The sequence below is a fragment of the Paenibacillus sp. 01T442 genome (assembly GCF_056398345.1).
The window spans coordinates 26,043-42,951 of the sequence record NZ_JBFTPF010000011.1 but is presented as its reverse complement, the minus strand read 5'-3'; the positions used below and the strand labels follow the sequence as shown (position 1 = coordinate 42,951).

The window sequence follows — 16,909 nt, the reverse complement described above, 5'->3', positions numbered from 1 at the left end:
CCGATGTATCCTTAATTTGGGATCATCGGTTTTGCTTTGTCTTGGTGAAAAAAATTAGCGGGAAAGCGATTAATGTTGTTATAATATCGCTTAAGGCTCGGTCACTTAAGAACAAAGGGGTAAATGAGATGCTATCCTGGATTCGAAATGTAATTATGATTAATCGCAGTTTCAGGGTGAAACTTATTCTCAGTTTATCCATGATTATTTTATTGGCATTCTGCTTGACCGGATATTTAACGTATCGCTATAACTTAACGTTATTCGAGGAAGAGATCAGTAAGCAATTTACCAGCACGAACGAAGAAGCGTTAGCGAAGTTGGACCTCAAGGTGCAAGAAGTTGTGCGGATTTCGCAAACAGTTGTATTTAATCCATCAATTGAAAAAGTGATTTCACGCATTAATCTGAGCGAAGACTCTGATGCCTTTGATCGCTATTATGATAAGAAGCAAATCGAAGATCAGATTTACCAACTCAAATCAGATGCGCCCTATATTACAGGAATGTATCTATATGACTTAAATGGGAATCCATCGTATTTCAGCTATACGACTTCTTCCATAAATGTCCCTGATGAGAATGTATTCAAGGTGATTCGTTCCAAAATTAGTGACACCTCTGGCGATCTTGTGTGGATTAGCTTGCCATTAGCATCGTCAATTGAGCCAAGCGGTTTTAGAAACACGATCATTGTGGCAAGGTTTATGAAAAATAGTAGTTTGACGACATACGGTGTACTCGTTATGGCTTTTGATGAGTCTTTCTTCTCAGGTTCACTGAAGGAGCTGACGAAGGCAGGCCAGGGGCAAGTGTATTTGTTTAACAAGAGTAGAGAACTGTTATTTACGAATTCACCCGTTCAATTAGATCAATTATCGGTGCTTCAAAATATGAATTCAACGCAATTAATGGAGCATCATTTATATGTCCAAGGCGTATCCGAAGTAACTAATTTCAAGCTCGTTAGTGGAACTTCGTTAACCGAAATTCAATCTAGAAGTCGCGATTTGTTCAAAATGATTGTTTACTCTGGTTTGGTCAGTATTTTACTCGCCAGTGTTCTCATCGTACTTTCCACGGGGAATCTACTTCGTCCGCTTAAGGATTTAATGCTAGGACTCCGAAAGGTTCGTTCTGGTGATTTCGATGCACGTATCGAAATACGTACCCATGACGAGTTAGCCTATATGGGCGAAAGTTTTAATGCAATGGCCGAACAGGTCGGACGGCTAATTAAGGAAGTATATCTCACACAATTAAGTGAGAAAGAAGCGGAACTTAAAGCCATGCAAGCGCAATTGAATCCTCATTTTCTTCACAACATGTTCAATGAAATTTATTGGAAGTTATACCTGCAGGATGAAACCGAGACGGCCGCGTTGATCGCTGCCATTTCGGAAATGCTCAAATATTCTTTGATGCCTGTTCGAACGTTGACGACGGTAAAAGAAGAATTCCAACAGATCCGTAACTATTTGAAGATACAGAAAGAACTGTTTGAAACGGATTTGGAAACCATCATTCAAGTGGATGAGGATGTTATGGATGTTCAGGTGATGCGTTCCTTGCTTCAACCGCTAGTTGAAAATGTATTTATGCATGCTTTTCGGAATATGGTTTCGCATAAAGTATTGATCATCAAGGCAAGCAGCCGCGACGACTTCCTTGAGATTGATGTGACCGATAATGGGTGTGGCATGGATGAGAAGGCTGTTTCACAAATATTGGGAGTTCAGGGCTCTTCATTGCCGCATCGTACGGATGGGCGAGAAAGTCTAGGTGTACGGAGTGTTGTGAGAAGAATTGAGTTGGTGTATGGCCCGCCGTTCCGTATGGAAATCTCAAGCCTAGTAGGAAGCGGAACGAACATGCGTCTTATTCTGCCACTTCTAACAAACGATGAAAGGAGAGCACTAGAATGAGAAGCGGAAGAGTATTGATTGTCGAGGATCAGTTGAATTTTAGAAAAGGGCTAGTCAAGATGCTTCAAGGTGGTGAGCTGGGCTGGCAAGTGGTCGGTGAGGCGGGGAATGGGCAGGACGCTTTGGTACTGCTTGATGAGCTTCAGCCTGATTTGGTCTTAACGGACATTCGGATGCCMATCATGGATGGTATCGAATTCGTAGGACATTTGCGGAAGAATTATCCGGAGATGATCGTGATTATTTTGACAGGATACAAAAATTTCGAATACGCGCAAGCCGCTGTAAGGCTGGGAGCGTTAGATATTCTGATCAAGCCGTGCACGGAAGACGACGTTCGTCAGATCATGAACAGAGCGTCAGAACGGTTCTATGAGAAGTATGCGCATCAGCAGAAACAACTCTTGCAAAGACAGCTGCAACAGGATCAAGAGCTTCGTGCGGTATTACTGGACCTCCCTTATGAAATGAGCACGTTGGCTGGCTTGAATCAAGCGCTGTCTGGTAAAGAATTGTGGTTATTACATATGAATAATGAGGATATGGCGAATAGATCGAATGGTAAAAGGGACATAAGTTTGCTGCAATTTGCCTTCTCCAACATTGTGGAAGAGCTAGTGAAAGGAGCGGGTCTGGAAGCCCGCCTCTTACTTGTGGATCATGACACATTCCTCTTGGTGGCTGAATTACATCAGGTGGAGGAAACACTGCAAAGCAGTATTCCAACGGCCTCCTTTGAATATTTGAAAATTCGCGCAAGCATGGTTTCAATGGGGCTAGCGCCTCCGGCAGTAGACTTGGCACAATTGTATCTGTTAACGAAGGAAGCAGTCTCAGATCCTATTAAACTTCCTTCTTTAAGCGGAAGTGAAGCAGGATCGGGGATCATGCTTTCCCTTAATCAGGCAAGGGTCAGAGAGATGGAAGTTCAACTCATGTCAGCCATTCTAGTTGGACAAGAGGACAGCCTGCTCGAGCTGTTGAACCGCGTGATACATGAGCTCAGTCTTACATCGCCAGAAGAGATGCGCCTTGGTGCATTGTCACTTTCTATCGCATTACACGGGACGATCCAGAAGCAGTTTGATCCTGATGATCAGAATGCGCTGGCTAGGCTCCCGAATGAAATGCCGCAGAGTCAGTGGACCTCGAAGGAGGTGCTGGATTGGGCAGCCCAGCAAGTGAAGCATTTCCTGCTCCAATTCAATCAATGGCAGGCGTCCAAAAGTGATAATGTGGTCGAGAGAGCCATTAAATATATTGAGGAACACTACATTGAGGAGTGCCGTTTGACGGATGTAGCGGCTCATATTCATTTAAATCCAAGTTACTTCAGTGTTGTTTTCAAAAAAACAACGGGTGAAAGTTTTACACGATTCGTTACTCGGGTCCGTATGGATAAAGCGGCTTTACTTCTGAGGAATACKGATATGAAAATATTTGAAATTGCTTGTGCCATTGGGTTTGATGAACCGAATTATTTTACGAATGTCTTCAAGCAGCAGTTTCATATGTCACCAAAGGAATATAGAAGTAGTAAGTAAACGTGATGAAGCAACAAAAAAAGCATTGCCAGTGAAATTAAAATATTGTATGATCGGATTAAGCGCTTAACCCATACAGGGCGAGCGCTTAAAACTTGAAAGATTAAGCGCTTAACCTATGAGTAGAAGGGAGATTTACATGCGTACAATTCGACTTACAATGGCACAAGCACTACTTCGCTTTCTAGACCAGCAGTACATATCCATCGATGGACAGGAGACTAAATTTGTTCAAGGTGTCATGGGGATTTTCGGACATGGCAATGTAACTGGGATTGGAGAGGCGTTGGAGTATAGCGCGGGTGACCTTACGTATATACAAGGCAAGAACGAGCAGGGGATGGTCCACGCTGCAACCGCTTACGCGAAGCAAAAGAACCGCAAACAAATTTATGCCTGCACAACCTCCATTGGGCCAGGTGCACTCAATATGGTAACGGCTGCGGCAACGGCGACCGTTAACCGCATCCCAGTACTGCTGCTGCCGGGGGATAATTTTGCGTCGAGACAGCCGGATCCCGTGCTGCAGCAGCTTGAGGTCATGAACGATTATACGGTATCTGCGACAGACCCATTCAAGTCCGTGAGCAAATACTGGGATCGAATTGTTCGTCCCGAGCAGTTGATGAGCGCAGCGACCMAAGCGATGCGGGTGTTAACAGATCCTGCGGAAACAGGAGCGGTGACCTTAGCGCTTCCCCAAGACGTGCAGGCGGAAGCCTACGACTATCCGGAAGCCTTTTTCGATAAAAAGGTTCATTATATCGATCGCCGACCAGCAGCGCAGGAAGCTGTTGGGCGAGCGGCTGCAGTGATCTTAGGTAAAAAGCGCCCGTTAATTATCGCTGGCGGCGGCGTTCTCTATGCGGAAGCGACGAAGGAACTAGCGGAGTTTGCAGAAGTGTTCGGCATCCCAGTTGCGGAAACGCAAGCAGGGAAAAGCTCGCTGCCTTGGAACCATCCGTTGCAAGTCGGCGCGATTGGCGTGACAGGAGCACTGGCGGCGAACAAGCTGGCGAAACAAGCKGATTTGATTATCGGCGTGGGTACGCGGTATTCCGACTTTACTACAGCGTCCAAATCAGCTTTTGAGAATGACGATGTGCAATTTATTAATATCAATATCAGCGGCTTCGATTCTTCGAAGTTAGGCGGTATTTCGATTACAGCTGATGCGAAGGAAGCACTAAACGTATTGCGCGAAACACTGACATTTCTTGATTATTCGAGCAACTACGAGACTGGTTACATAGCAACTTTGAAAGACGAATGGGATCGTGAAGTGGAACGTTTGTACCAAGCAGCGTGTGCCGAAGGCTTTGCTCAAACACATGCGCTTGGTGTGATTAATGAAACAATTGACCCTTCCTCGGTTGTGGTTTGCGCAGCGGGAAGTTTACCTGGCGATTTACACCGTTTATGGCGTTCAACTGAGCCCAAAACGTACCATATGGAATACGGTTTCTCTTGCATGGGATATGAAGTAAGCGGTGCCTTCGGCGCAGCTTTGGCGGAACCGGGGCGTGACGTTTATGCGATCGTCGGAGACGGCAGTTACTTAATGCTTCACTCCGAATTAGTGACGAGCTTGCAAGAGGGTCAGAAATTTACGATCCTGCTGTTCGATAATCATGGCTACCAATGCATTCATAATCTGCAACGCAGTCAAGGGAGCGAAGGCTTCGGGAATGAATTCCGTTATCGGGAAACAGGGACGCGTAAGCTGACAGGAAGCTATATGCCGATTGACTTCGCAGCACATGCGCGCAGCTTGGGAGCGAAGTCCTACAAAGCGACCAATGCAGAAGAGCTCAAGTCCGCACTGCTTCAGGCAAGTAAAGAAACAGTAACGACCTTAATTGAAATCCCTGTCGTACCTGGCACGAACACAGGCGGCTATGAGTCCTGGTGGCAGGTTGGCGTACCAGAGATTTCAGAGAGTGCCAAAGTGTTAGCAGCCCATGAAGAAATGAAGAAAAACATACAAGCGGCTAAACCCATTTAACGAAGAAGAGGTGACCTAACAATGGAAGCACTACCGTTTAAGCTAGGCATACATCCGATTAATTGGGTGGGAGAGGACGTCAAGGAACATGGCGCTGATACCACATTTGAACAAATCGTTGATGAGATCCAGAAACTGGGATTGACCGGTACGGAGATGGGACGCAAATATCCGACCGATATCAACGTATTAAAGAACGAATTATCTAAACGAGGTATTCAACTTGTATCTCAGTGGAAATCTGTTCTGTTCTCGGATCCCGCATATAGAGAAGAAGAGCTGGAAGCCTACCGCAAACATGTGCTATTTCTGAAAGAAATGGGCAGTACGGTAATTTCTACAGCGGAAGTCGGGGGTTCGCTCCATTTTGATCCTCGTCGTACACCGAACGAGAAAGAAGTACTTCGCCTCGATGAAGCAGGTTGGCAGAGCTTAGCGGAAGGGCTTAACCGAGCGGGAGCTATTGCAGCGGAACATGGGCTGAAGCTGACCTATCACCATCACGGTGGAACGGTGGTTGAGTCACCGGAAGAGATCGATCGATTGATGGAGCTAACCGATCCTTCCTTGGTCTACCTGCTGTTTGATACAGGGCATACCTACTACGGTGGTGGAGATCCGTTGACAGTATTGCGCAAACATTACAACCGAATTGCTTACATCCATTTGAAAGATATTCGTCAAGCTGTACTAGATGAAGCGCGCGCGGAGCAGGTTGATTTCGTAACTTGTATTCGCAAAGGTGTGTTTACCGTACCAGGGGATGGCTGCCTTGATTTTGCACCGATTTTCAAAGAATTATTGGCTCGTGAATACACCGGATGGGCAATGCTCGAAGGTGAGCAAGATCCTGCAACCCATAATGCATACGAATATGCGAAAAACGCACTGAACTATATCCATTCTTTATTAATCAAAGAAAGCAGGTAATAAGGACATGAYCTATGTGACATTCCCGCAAGAGAAACCACTTGATTTTGTAGCTATCGGCAGATTATGTATCGATTTGAATGCGAACGAAATTCACCGTCCGATGGAAGAGACGATGACGTTCACGAAGTATGTCGGCGGTTCGCCAGCGAACATTACGATCGGCATGTCCCGATTAGGGATGAAGACTGCTTTTATAGGCAAAATTGCGAATGATCAAATGGGCCGTTTCATTGCTACCTATTTAGAGCGCAACGCGATTGATACCAGCAATGTCGTGACGGATCGCACAGGTGCTGTGACAGGGTTAGCTTTTACAGAAATCAAAAGCCCAACAGATTGCAGCATTCTGATGTATCGCGATAACGTGGCTGATTTGAAACTTACGCCTGATGAGGTTCAGGAATTTCTGATTGCTGGTGCGAAAGTATTGCTGATTTCCGGCACGGCGCTAGCTCAAAGTCCATCACGTGAAGCGGTGTTCCAAGCACTGAATTATGCGAAGAAGCATGGGGCAGTCATCGTATTTGATCTCGATTATCGTCCATACACATGGACATCGCCTGAAGAGACGGCTGTGTACTATAATCTGGCTGCTGAGAAATGCGATATCATCCTCGGTACGCGCGAAGAGTTCGATATGATGGAGAAATTCGAGCATAATCCGGAAAAGGATGACCACATCACGGCTGCCAAATGGTTCGACTATTCAGCGAAGATTGTCATTATCAAGCATGGCAAAGACGGTTCTATCGCCTATACACCGGATGGTGTCGGACATCGTGCGAAGAGCTTCCCGGCGAAAGTTGTGAAGACTTTTGGAGCTGGTGATTCTTATGCAGCAGGCTTTATCTATGGGGTTATGCAAGGTTGGACGTTGGAGAAAAGTATGGAATACGGAAGCGCTGCTGCTTGTATCGTCATTTCCAGTCATAGCTGCTCGGATGCTATGCCAACTGCTGCTGCCGTGGATGATTATATTGAACGTTGCAATCGCGGAGAAATTACAGCCTCATAATGATTTATCAACCTAAAGGAGCGAAATGGCTATGACACATACATTGAAAAACTGGATTGGCGGCGAATGGGTCGCATCATCCGCAACACAAACAGAACCTGTTTATAATCCTGCAACTGAAGAGATTCTAGCTTATATTCCTATTTCGACGAAAGAAGAAGTAGATCAAGCGGTTCGTAATTCGCAAGAAGCGTTCCAATCATGGAGCCGTACACCAGTACCGAAGAGAGCAAGAGTCCTATTCAAATACCAACAACTGCTTGTTGATCATTGGGAAGAGCTGGCTCGTATCGTGACGAAAGAAAACGGCAAAAGCTACTCCGAAGCTTATGGCGAAGTACTTCGCGGCATCGAATGTGTGGAGTTCGCCGCTGGCGCACCTACACTGATGATGGGCAAACAACTTCCGGATATTGCTTCCAATCTGGAGTCTGGGATGTACCGTTACCCAATCGGCGTCATTGGTGGCATCACACCATTCAACTTCCCGATGATGGTACCATGCTGGATGTTCCCACTCGCGATCGCATGCGGCAATACGTTCGTATTGAAGCCGTCGGAGCGTACGCCTCACTTGGCTAACCGCCTAGCTGAATTGTTCCACGAAGCTGGATTGCCAGCTGGTGTGCTGAACATCGTTCATGGTGCGCATGATGTGGTGAATGGTCTTCTTGAGCACAAAGATATTAAAGCGATCTCCTTCGTTGGTTCCCAGCCAGTAGCGGAGTATGTATACAAAACAGCGGCAGCGAACGGGAAACGCGTTCAAGCGCTTGCAGGCGCCAAAAATCACTCCATCGTAATGCCAGATGCGAACTTATCTATTGCGGTGAAGGAAATCACCAATGCTGCTTTCGGTTCTGCCGGCGAGCGCTGTATGGCATGTTCCGTCGTGGTAGCTGTAGGCGATGTAGCGGATACGCTAGTTAGCAAGCTGCTTGAAGCGGCAGATGCGATTACGATTGGCAACGGAAATGAAGATGGCGTTTTCTTAGGTCCTGTAATTCGCGGTGGACACAAGGAGCGTACATTGAAATATATCGACATCGGCGAAAAAGAAGGCGCCATTATGATCCGTGATGGACGTAAAGACGCCGCTGCTTCCGAGGCGGGCTACTTCGTAGGACCGACAATCTTCGATCAAGTGCAATGCGAGATGAAAATTTGGGAAGACGAAATTTTTGCTCCTGTGCTTTCCATCGTTCGTGTAGCAACACTCGAAGAAGCGATTGAGCTTTCCAACCGTTCCGAGTTCGCGAATGGCGCATGTCTGTTTACGCAAGATGGCAGCAATGTACGTCAATTCCGTGAAAACATTGAAGCGGGGATGCTTGGTATTAATCTTGGTGTACCTGCGCCAATGGCATTCTTCCCATTCTCTGGCTGGAAGAAATCCTTCTACGGCGATTTGCATGCTAACGGTACGGATGGGGTGGAATTCTATACGCGTAAAAAGATGGTAACGGCTCGCTGGTAACAGCGAGTTTCCGCTAGAAAGGAGCGTTTGGTATGGCACTCGTCTCAATGAAAGAGATGCTGCTGACGGCGTTAGAAGGTAAATATGCCGTTGGGCAATTTAATTTAAATAATCTTGAGTTCACACAAGCGATTTTACAAGCGGCCCAACTCGAGCAGGCGCCCGTGATTCTTGGTGTCAGTGAGGCTTACATTCCCTATATGGGCGGACTGCCTTGCATCGCTGGCATGGTGAAAGCCTTGATCGAGCATTACGGCATTACAGTGCCCGTAGCTCTTCATTTGGATCATGGCAGCTCTTATGACGTATGTATCAAAGCGATCCACGCTGGATTTACCTCGGTGATGATCGATGCTTCCCATCATTCGCTCCAACATAATATCGAAGTGACTCGTCATGTGACGCAAGCTGCGCATGTGCTTGGTGTATCAGTAGAGTCAGAGCTAGGTCGAATCACAGGACGAGAAGATGATCTCATTGTGGATGATGCAGATGGGATGTACGCGGTGGCTGAGGATTGTGTGAAAATGGTTCAGGAAACAGGCATCGATTGTTTAGCACCTGCACTTGGATCGGTTCATGGTCCTTATCGCGGACAGCCTAAGCTTGGGTTTGAACGAATGGCTGAGATTAAGGAACGAACAGGAGTACCTCTTGTGCTTCATGGGGGGAGCGGTCTGCCCGATGACGAAATTCGCCAAGCCATTGCTTGTGGCACAGCCAAAATTAATGTAAATACAGATAATCAAATCGCTTGCACAGCAACGATTCGCACGTTCTTGAATGATCATCCGGATGCCTATGATCCTAGGAATTATTTAATTCCAGCACGGGAAGCCATCATTGCATCTGTGAGAGCCAAAATCCAGTTATTCGGAAGTGCAGGTAAAGCGGGAGGGAACGTAGGATGAAGAAGATCAGAATCGGTATTATCGGCGCAGGCCGTATTGGTAAAATCCACGCAGACAATTTATTGCGGAACCCGCAAGTTGAGATTGTGGCAGTAAGTGATCTGTTTGCAGGTCCAGAGCTCCAAGCATGGGCAGCAGATCGCAACATTTCCATCGTAACTAAGGAAAGCAACGAACTTATTTCTCATCCAGATATCGATGCCATATTCATTTGCTCATCCACTGATACGCATGTTCCGTTGATTGCGCAGGCCGCGCGTGCGGGTAAACATATTTTCTGTGAAAAACCGATCTCGATGGATATCACGCAAACCGTATCAGCCATTGATGAAGTTAAAAAAGCTGGCGTGAAGCTGCAAATTGGCTTTAACCGTCGATTTGATCATAATTTCAAGCGTGTGCAAGAAGTCGTGCAAGGCGGGGGGATCGGCGATCCACATATTATTAAAATTACTTCCCGTGACCCGAATCCGCCTCATATCGATTATGTCAAAGTATCTGGCGGCATCTTCATGGATATGATGATTCATGATTTTGATATGGCTCGATTCGTTTCAGGCAGCGAGGTTGAAGAAGTGTATGCAGTTGGAAATGTACTGATCAATCCGGATTTTGCTCAGCATGGCGATGTGGATACAGCGGTTGTGACACTTCGTTTCGCGAACGGCGCACTAGGTGTGATTGATAATAGCCGTCAAGCGGTATATGGCTATGACCAGCGTGTTGAAGTGTTTGGCTCCAAGGGCAGTGTGGTCGTTGCGAATGATCATCCGAATACAGCTGTGATCTCCACAGCAGATTCGATTGTGAGTGATAAGCCGCTGCATTTCTTCCTTGAGCGCTATCAAGCTGCGTATATAGAAGAAACGCAAATGTTTATTGATGCGATTTTGAATGATAAGTGTGTGCCTGTTAGTGGGGATGACGGTGTTCAAGCTGAACGGATTGCATTAGCTGCGAAGTTATCTTCCCGTTTGGGACGGCCAGTGAAGGTGAACGAGGCATTGGAATTGCTCACAGAAACATCCATATCCTAAGAAAGAGGGAGACGTTACGATGTCCAAATTAATTGTAACACCTGCATCTTCTCCGAATGAAGAAGGCAGCCTTCTACAAGTGACGCCGGAATCGGCCCATTGGCAGTATGTTGGCTTCGAAGTTGTCCAGCTGGCAGCAGGAGAAACCTTGAAACGTGAGACCGCCGATCAAGAGGTGTGCCTCGTCCTGTTGAGCGGCAAAGCGGATGTTCATACGAAGGGAGAACAATGGCTTGGAATTGGTCAGCGTATGAGCGTGTTTGAGCAAATTCCTCCGTATTCCGTTTATGTGACTAGCAACGATAGTTATGAAGTGAAGGCGTTAACCTCCCTACAGCTCGCTGTTTGCTCAGCGCCTGGTGCCGGGAATCATCGTTCACGCTTGATTGCGCCTGCGCAAGTAGGCGTTGAGACACGCGGATATGGGAATATCGAGCGTTATATTCATAATATTTTACCTGAGAGCGAGCCTGCGGATAGTTTGCTTGTTGTCGAAGTTTTCACTCCGAACGGCCATTGGTCCAGTTATCCACCGCACAAGCATGATCGTGATGCGCTTCCGGATGAGTCCTTTTTGGAAGAAACGTATTATTTCCGAGTTCAGCCTGAGCAAGGATTTGCGATTCAACGGGTGTACACGGATGATCGTTCACTTGATGAAACGTTAATTGTTAAAAACGGAGAAGCTGTGCTAGTTCCGCGTGGCTACCACCCCGTATCTGCGCCTCCGGGCTATGATGTGTATTATTTGAATGTCATGGCTGGACCTACGCGGATATGGAAATTTAATAATGACCCCGACCATGCCTGGATCATGACGAAGCCGAGCGAATCGTAAGGCGGTTGCAAGTTCTGGCAAGCCCCGTCATAATGGGGGAATAACTGTATTCTTCAAGAAAAATGGGGTAGTACGATGAAGGCAACCATTTACGATGTGGCTCGGGAAGCCGGTGTATCGATTGCAGCGGTTTCGCAAGTCATGAACGGTAAAGGGAAAATAAGCGAAGAACGACGCACAGAAATTCTGAAGGTGATGGAAAAACTCAATTACCAGCCGAGTGTCATCGCATCCGCACTTACGGGGAAGAAGACATATACGTTAGGCCTGCTTGTCCCTGATATTTCCAATCCCTTCTTTGCTGAAATCGCAAGGGCTGTGGAGGACCAAGGTCATAATCTGGGATATAGTCTTGTCATCTGCTCCACGGATAATAAAGACGAACGCGTAGAACGGTATCTGAACTTGCTCCAGCAAAAAAGTGTGGATGGGATGATTATCGGGACCGGGATGGATAATAAGGACATGCTTACACCACTCATGGAGCGTTCGATTCCTGTTGTCATGATTGCGCGGGAGATGCCGGATATGGCTGTACATACCGTTGTTGTTGACGATTTCGTTGGTGGCACGCTATCTGCTAAGCATCTCTTGGAGCTTGGTCATACTCGGATGGCGATCCTTGCMGAACATACCAAAGTTACGAGTAGTCGTGAACGGGTAAAAGGATTCATGACCACGCTTGCTGAAGCGGGGATCGGACTCCCCGAAGCGAGGGTTCGGAATTGTAGGTATACCGTAGAAGACGGCAAACGCGAAGCTATTGAACTTCTAGAGAAACCTGCCGCCGAGCGGCCGACTGCACTGTTCTGCTGTAATGATATGCTCGCGATTGGCGCCTTGCAGGCTGCGAAACAGTTAAAGCTGCGAGTTCCTGAAGATATTTCCGTGATCGGTTTCGATAATACGATTCTAGCTTCTGTGACGGATCCACCGCTTACTACAATTGCACAGCCGATTGAGCCGATGGGTAAGCAAGTTGTTGATCTGCTTATTCTCGAACTGAAGAAGAAGTCACAAGCCAAGCAACGCATCGTTATGCGTCCAGAACTCATCATCAGGCAATCCACAGCAGCTCCGGCAAAGTGATCGTATAAGGAAGCGAAGACTGCTTTCCCTTAGGGGAAGGCAGTTTTTTTTCTCATAGATTCGCGAAAACGTCGTTCCCTCCACGTGAATAGCTGAATACCTCTTGATCAATCGGTCGCCACACGAATAAATGGATTTCCTGTAGTTAATTTCGGTGAGTTTCTGTTCAAACTCTGATTAGATGGATTACCTACAGTTAATCAGAGGGAATTCCGCAGAAATGAGTAATTCGGGCGAATTTAGCTACATTTTTTACAGTTAAATCGGGAAATCTAGCAACTATCGCTGAAATAGCTGTATTTTTTCCATTTAATTTCCATTCGCAGGGTGAGCTAGTCCCTCAGCGCGAAAAGTTGATCCCAAGCACAAATATCTATAGATATTTCATTATTTATGTGGAAAAATCCACTAGAAATGACCCAATGAATTTATAGTTTCTTCTATAATTTTTTAAGGGTTTTTCCTATGAAAACTTATATGATAAGTTTATAAGATTGATGTAAAGGAGTGAAGCAAACATGAATGGGAATATTATTAAAACTCCTAAAATCCAGATGACACAAAGTGAATTAGATGCCTTGCGACTAAAACGCCGAAGAAGGCTGAAGCAGAATATTCCTTTGTTTATCATGCTGGTCCCTGTAATTGCTTACTATATTTTATTCAAATATTGGCCAATGGGCGGACTTGTTATCGCTTTCAAAAACTACAACTTCGCTGACGGAATTTTAAACAGCCCTTGGGTGGGATTGAAGAATTTCCACATTCTCTTCTCTAGCTCAAATACGCTCCAAATTATGTGGAATACGTTTTGGTTGAGTTTTCTGAGTTTGGTGTTCGGGTTCCCAATGCCGATATTCCTTGCTATTTTGCTGAATGAGGTAAGAAAATCTTGGTTCAAACGATGGGTACAAACGATTGTCTATCTACCGCATTTCTTCTCATGGGTTATTGTTTCCGGCATCGTGTTGTCTCTATTCGCAACAGATTATGGTTCGATTAATAAGGTGCTTGCCTTGTTCGGTATGGAACCGATTAACTTCCTCTATGAATCCAATTCATGGTTAGCCATTTTTGTGGGATCAGGCATTTGGAAAGAAATGGGCTTCAGTACCATCATCTACTTAGCTGCACTAACGACGATTGATCCTTCACTTTATGAATCAGCTGCAATGGATGGGGCTGCGAAGTGGCGGCAAATGTGGCACGTCACAATTCCAGGCATTCGTCACACGATTATCTTATTGCTCATCTTAGCGATGGGGAAGATTATGGAAGTAGGTTTTGACCAAGTATATAACCTACAGAACGCTGGGGTAGCGGATGTATCGGAAGTCATAAGTACGTATATTTATAAAATTGGCTTGGGCAATGCACAGTTTAGTTTAACAACAGCAATGGGATTCTTTGAATCCATTATTAGTTGCAGTCTCGTGTTAATAGCTAATCGGATCGCGAAGAAATTCGATCAGGCACTCTTCTAGAATCATGTAGGTATCAAGTTTAACATCCGTGGAAGGAGGATTTATATGAAAGCGACAAACGGAGAAAAAATATTTTATGCAATCAATTATTTCGTACTCGGATTAATCGCCTTAACGTGCATTCTGCCATTTATTCATATTATAGCCCTATCGCTAAGCGAACGGTCAGCTGTTGAATCAKGTCATGTCTTCTTCTGGCCAGTGGGCTTAGAGTTAACAGCCTATAAAATATTCTTCATCGCCAGCCCTGCTTGGAGTGCTTTTAAAAATAGTATCATCATCACGGTGATTGGTGTGGTATTGAGTTTGTTGGGTACGATTTTAGCAGCCTATCCGTTGTCTAGATCATATTTAATGGGTCGACGCTATCTGGTTCTGGGTATGGTGTTCACTATGCTGTTCTCGGGGGGGTTGATTCCCACCTATCTGGTGATTAAGAACATGCACCTTATTGACTCCTATTGGGCTTTATGGCTCTCCGGATTCATCAGTACCTACAACATGCTTCTTATGAAAAGTTATTTCGAGAATATTCCATATGAAGTGCAGGAAGCTGCACGAATTGATGGGTGTAACGATACTTCCTTACTTATTCGGATCATCTTGCCGCTCTCTCTTCCTATGCTGGCTACGCTTGCGTTGTTCTATGGAATTGGGTTCTGGAATTCATTTATGAATGTGCTCATGTACATCAATCAAAGTGAGATGATGAACTTAACCGTAGTTGTCCAAGGGATGTTGCAGAAGAATGATTTGTTGAACTCTCCTTCGCTTAATTTAGAGGAACAAGCAACCGTTGCAACGGAGATGGTGAAAGCAGTCGGTGTTGTTGTCATGGTTGTACCAATGCTGGTCGTATATCCTTTCTTGCAAAAGTATTTTGTCAAGGGAGTTATGCTAGGATCTGTTAAAGGTTAAAAACAGGTGTTCCCGTTTTTTTAAGCGTTAATATAAAACATTCTAGGGGGAAAATGCACATGGAAAACAAGAAACTATGGCTTGGAATGTCAGTAGGGGTAGTCGCATTAGGGGCAACATTAGTTGGTTGCAGCAGCGACAAAAAAGAAGAAGCATCAACTGCGCCAAACACTTCAAGTAAGCCAGCCGCAGCAACACCAGCTAAGCGCGGAGATGTTTCGGTCACCATTTATGATCGGGGAGGTGTCCCAGCATCGGAGGGCACCTATGAAGAGAATCGCTGGACCAAGTTCATTAACCAAAATGGACCTGCCAATGTAAAGCAAGTCCCAATCCTACGTAGTGATTCTACGAAAAAATTGAATGTTCTGTTTGCTTCCGGTTCTGCTCCGGATATCATCAACGAGTATAATACACCATTCAGAGGCAGTTTGTATGACCAAAAACAACTAATGCCTATCGACAATATCTTGCAATACATGCCCGAATACCAGAAATTACTTACCCAATATCCACAGTTGAAAAAAGCAGGGACTAAGCCAGATGGCAAGCTTTACGAGATTGGTAAGGTAAAAGAAGCGGTAGCTGCGCATGTACTTTACATTCGTACAGACTGGTTGAAAAAGCTGAATCTAAGTATGCCGACAACAACGGAAGAATTATATACGGTGGCGAAGGCGTTTGTTGAGCAAGATCCAGATGGCAATGGCAAGAAAGATACGTACGGCATGAACATGAGCACGTATTCCGAGCAGGCCATCAATGAGATATTCGGCGAGAGTTCTTCAGCAACATTGCTTGCTTGGGATATTAAGGATGGTAAAGTTGTCCGTGCATGGGACAAAGAACAGGCTTCCCTTACTTTTAAGAAGAGTCTCTATGATGCTGGCATTGTAGACAAAGATTATATTAATGATAAAGACGGTAATAAGGCCAAGCAGGACTTCCTGAATGGAAAAATGGGGATCTTCGTCAAGTTTTCCCAGGATCTTGACTTAGCTACTTTCAAAAAGAACAACCCTACTGGGGAAGTGGCGCCATTAGGCTATCCGAAATCCCCAATGGGAACATTCACGGGTGCCTTCGATAATCCAGTTCAAATGACAACAGTTGTGAATGCGAAGGCGAAGGACCCAGAAGCGGTAGGACGCTATCTTGACTTCATGATGAAGCCGGAAAATGCTCGTAAAATGATCTTCGGCGACGAAGGAACTCACTGGAAAAAAGCAGCAAACGGCTGTCCGCAAGTTATAGATCCAGATAAGTCGAAAAATGAGGTTGCTTATGCTTTAGATTACGCCATGTTCTTCTCATCTGGTGTGGATAAATGTAATTATGTCTTGAGCGGTCTATCTAATCCTGATTTGTTGCCTGAACAAAAAGCCTACTTGCAATTGTTTCAAGCTGCTCAGAAGATCTACTTCGATCCAGCAAGAGAGTATCCAGGGATTACACTAGGGGATCATATGCCTGTGTTTCCTGCCGATCTTAATGTTATTAATACAACCATTCTTAAAGAGAAAAACGATTTCTTCGTTAAGGCTATTCTTAGCGGTGCTAAATACTCACCAGAACAAGCGATTAACGATTCAAAAGCAGCTTGGGATAAAGCAGGCGGCAAACAGCTTGAGGATTTCATGAACAAATGGTATTCAGAGAACAAAGATACAGCTTTCCTTGCTAAAGATGCGAAGGAAATTGTAAAACAACAAATGGAGTTTGTGAAGTAATCG

Annotated in this window: 13 protein-coding genes; all 13 read left to right on the top strand. The window is 45.4% G+C overall.

The window, feature by feature from the left end; translation table 11 throughout:
* Positions 1 to 128 precede the first annotated feature (128 nt).
* The 13 genes from AC1DLM_RS11950 (at position 129) to AC1DLM_RS11890 (ending at position 16,906) form a co-directional block, all read left to right on the top strand.
* Positions 129 to 1,925 carry a sensor histidine kinase gene (locus AC1DLM_RS11950; RefSeq protein WP_477570033.1) on the top strand — a complete coding sequence of 599 codons (1,797 nt, stop codon included), beginning with the start codon at positions 129 to 131 and terminating at the stop codon, positions 1,923 to 1,925.
* On the top strand, positions 1,922 to 3,469 hold the full coding sequence (locus AC1DLM_RS11945; RefSeq protein WP_477570032.1) for a response regulator transcription factor: 1,548 nt from the start codon (positions 1,922 to 1,924) through the stop codon (positions 3,467 to 3,469). The genes AC1DLM_RS11950 and AC1DLM_RS11945 overlap by 4 nt, the downstream gene beginning before the upstream one ends.
* Positions 3,470 to 3,608: 139 nt before the next feature.
* Positions 3,609 to 5,474 carry a 3D-(3,5/4)-trihydroxycyclohexane-1,2-dione acylhydrolase (decyclizing) gene (gene iolD / locus AC1DLM_RS11940; protein ID WP_477570031.1) on the top strand — a complete coding sequence of 622 codons (1,866 nt, stop codon included), beginning with the start codon at positions 3,609 to 3,611 and terminating at the stop codon, positions 5,472 to 5,474.
* A 21-nt stretch (positions 5,475 to 5,495) separates the two neighbouring features.
* A complete protein-coding gene (gene iolE, locus AC1DLM_RS11935) occupies positions 5,496 to 6,404 on the top strand; it encodes a myo-inosose-2 dehydratase (protein WP_441988136.1) in 909 nt (302 codons plus the stop codon).
* Positions 6,405 to 6,411: 7 nt separating this feature from the next.
* The gene (gene iolC / locus AC1DLM_RS11930) at positions 6,412 to 7,422 is read left to right on the top strand and encodes a 5-dehydro-2-deoxygluconokinase (protein ID WP_477570030.1); all 1,011 of its coding nucleotides are present in this window, start codon (positions 6,412 to 6,414) and stop codon (positions 7,420 to 7,422) included.
* Positions 7,423 to 7,453: 31 nt separating this feature from the next.
* Positions 7,454 to 8,899 carry a CoA-acylating methylmalonate-semialdehyde dehydrogenase gene (locus AC1DLM_RS11925; protein ID WP_441988138.1) on the top strand — a complete coding sequence of 482 codons (1,446 nt, stop codon included), beginning with the start codon at positions 7,454 to 7,456 and terminating at the stop codon, positions 8,897 to 8,899.
* A 32-nt stretch (positions 8,900 to 8,931) separates the two neighbouring features.
* A complete protein-coding gene (fba, locus tag AC1DLM_RS11920; RefSeq protein ID WP_441988139.1) occupies positions 8,932 to 9,810 on the top strand; it encodes a class II fructose-1,6-bisphosphate aldolase in 879 nt (292 codons plus the stop codon).
* Complete coding sequence (gene iolG / locus AC1DLM_RS11915) at positions 9,807 to 10,847, top strand: inositol 2-dehydrogenase (protein ID WP_441988140.1); 1,041 nt, start codon at positions 9,807 to 9,809, stop codon at positions 10,845 to 10,847. Before fba ends, iolG begins: the two co-directional genes overlap by 4 nt.
* 19 nt (positions 10,848 to 10,866) lie before the next feature.
* The gene (gene iolB, locus AC1DLM_RS11910; protein WP_441988141.1) at positions 10,867 to 11,685 is read left to right on the top strand and encodes a 5-deoxy-glucuronate isomerase; all 819 of its coding nucleotides are present in this window, start codon (positions 10,867 to 10,869) and stop codon (positions 11,683 to 11,685) included.
* Between the two features lie 75 nt (positions 11,686 to 11,760).
* The gene (locus AC1DLM_RS11905) at positions 11,761 to 12,774 is read left to right on the top strand and encodes a LacI family DNA-binding transcriptional regulator (RefSeq protein WP_171634159.1); all 1,014 of its coding nucleotides are present in this window, start codon (positions 11,761 to 11,763) and stop codon (positions 12,772 to 12,774) included.
* Between the two features lie 518 nt (positions 12,775 to 13,292).
* A complete protein-coding gene (locus AC1DLM_RS11900) occupies positions 13,293 to 14,258 on the top strand; it encodes an ABC transporter permease (RefSeq protein ID WP_441989481.1) in 966 nt (321 codons plus the stop codon).
* A gap of 45 nt (positions 14,259 to 14,303) precedes the next feature.
* Positions 14,304 to 15,176 carry a carbohydrate ABC transporter permease gene (locus AC1DLM_RS11895; RefSeq protein ID WP_477570029.1) on the top strand — a complete coding sequence of 291 codons (873 nt, stop codon included), beginning with the start codon at positions 14,304 to 14,306 and terminating at the stop codon, positions 15,174 to 15,176.
* Between the two features lie 59 nt (positions 15,177 to 15,235).
* Positions 15,236 to 16,906, top strand: coding sequence for a type 2 periplasmic-binding domain-containing protein (locus AC1DLM_RS11890; RefSeq protein ID WP_441989483.1), 1,671 nt, complete (start codon positions 15,236 to 15,238; stop codon positions 16,904 to 16,906).
* Positions 16,907 to 16,909 lie beyond the last annotated feature (3 nt).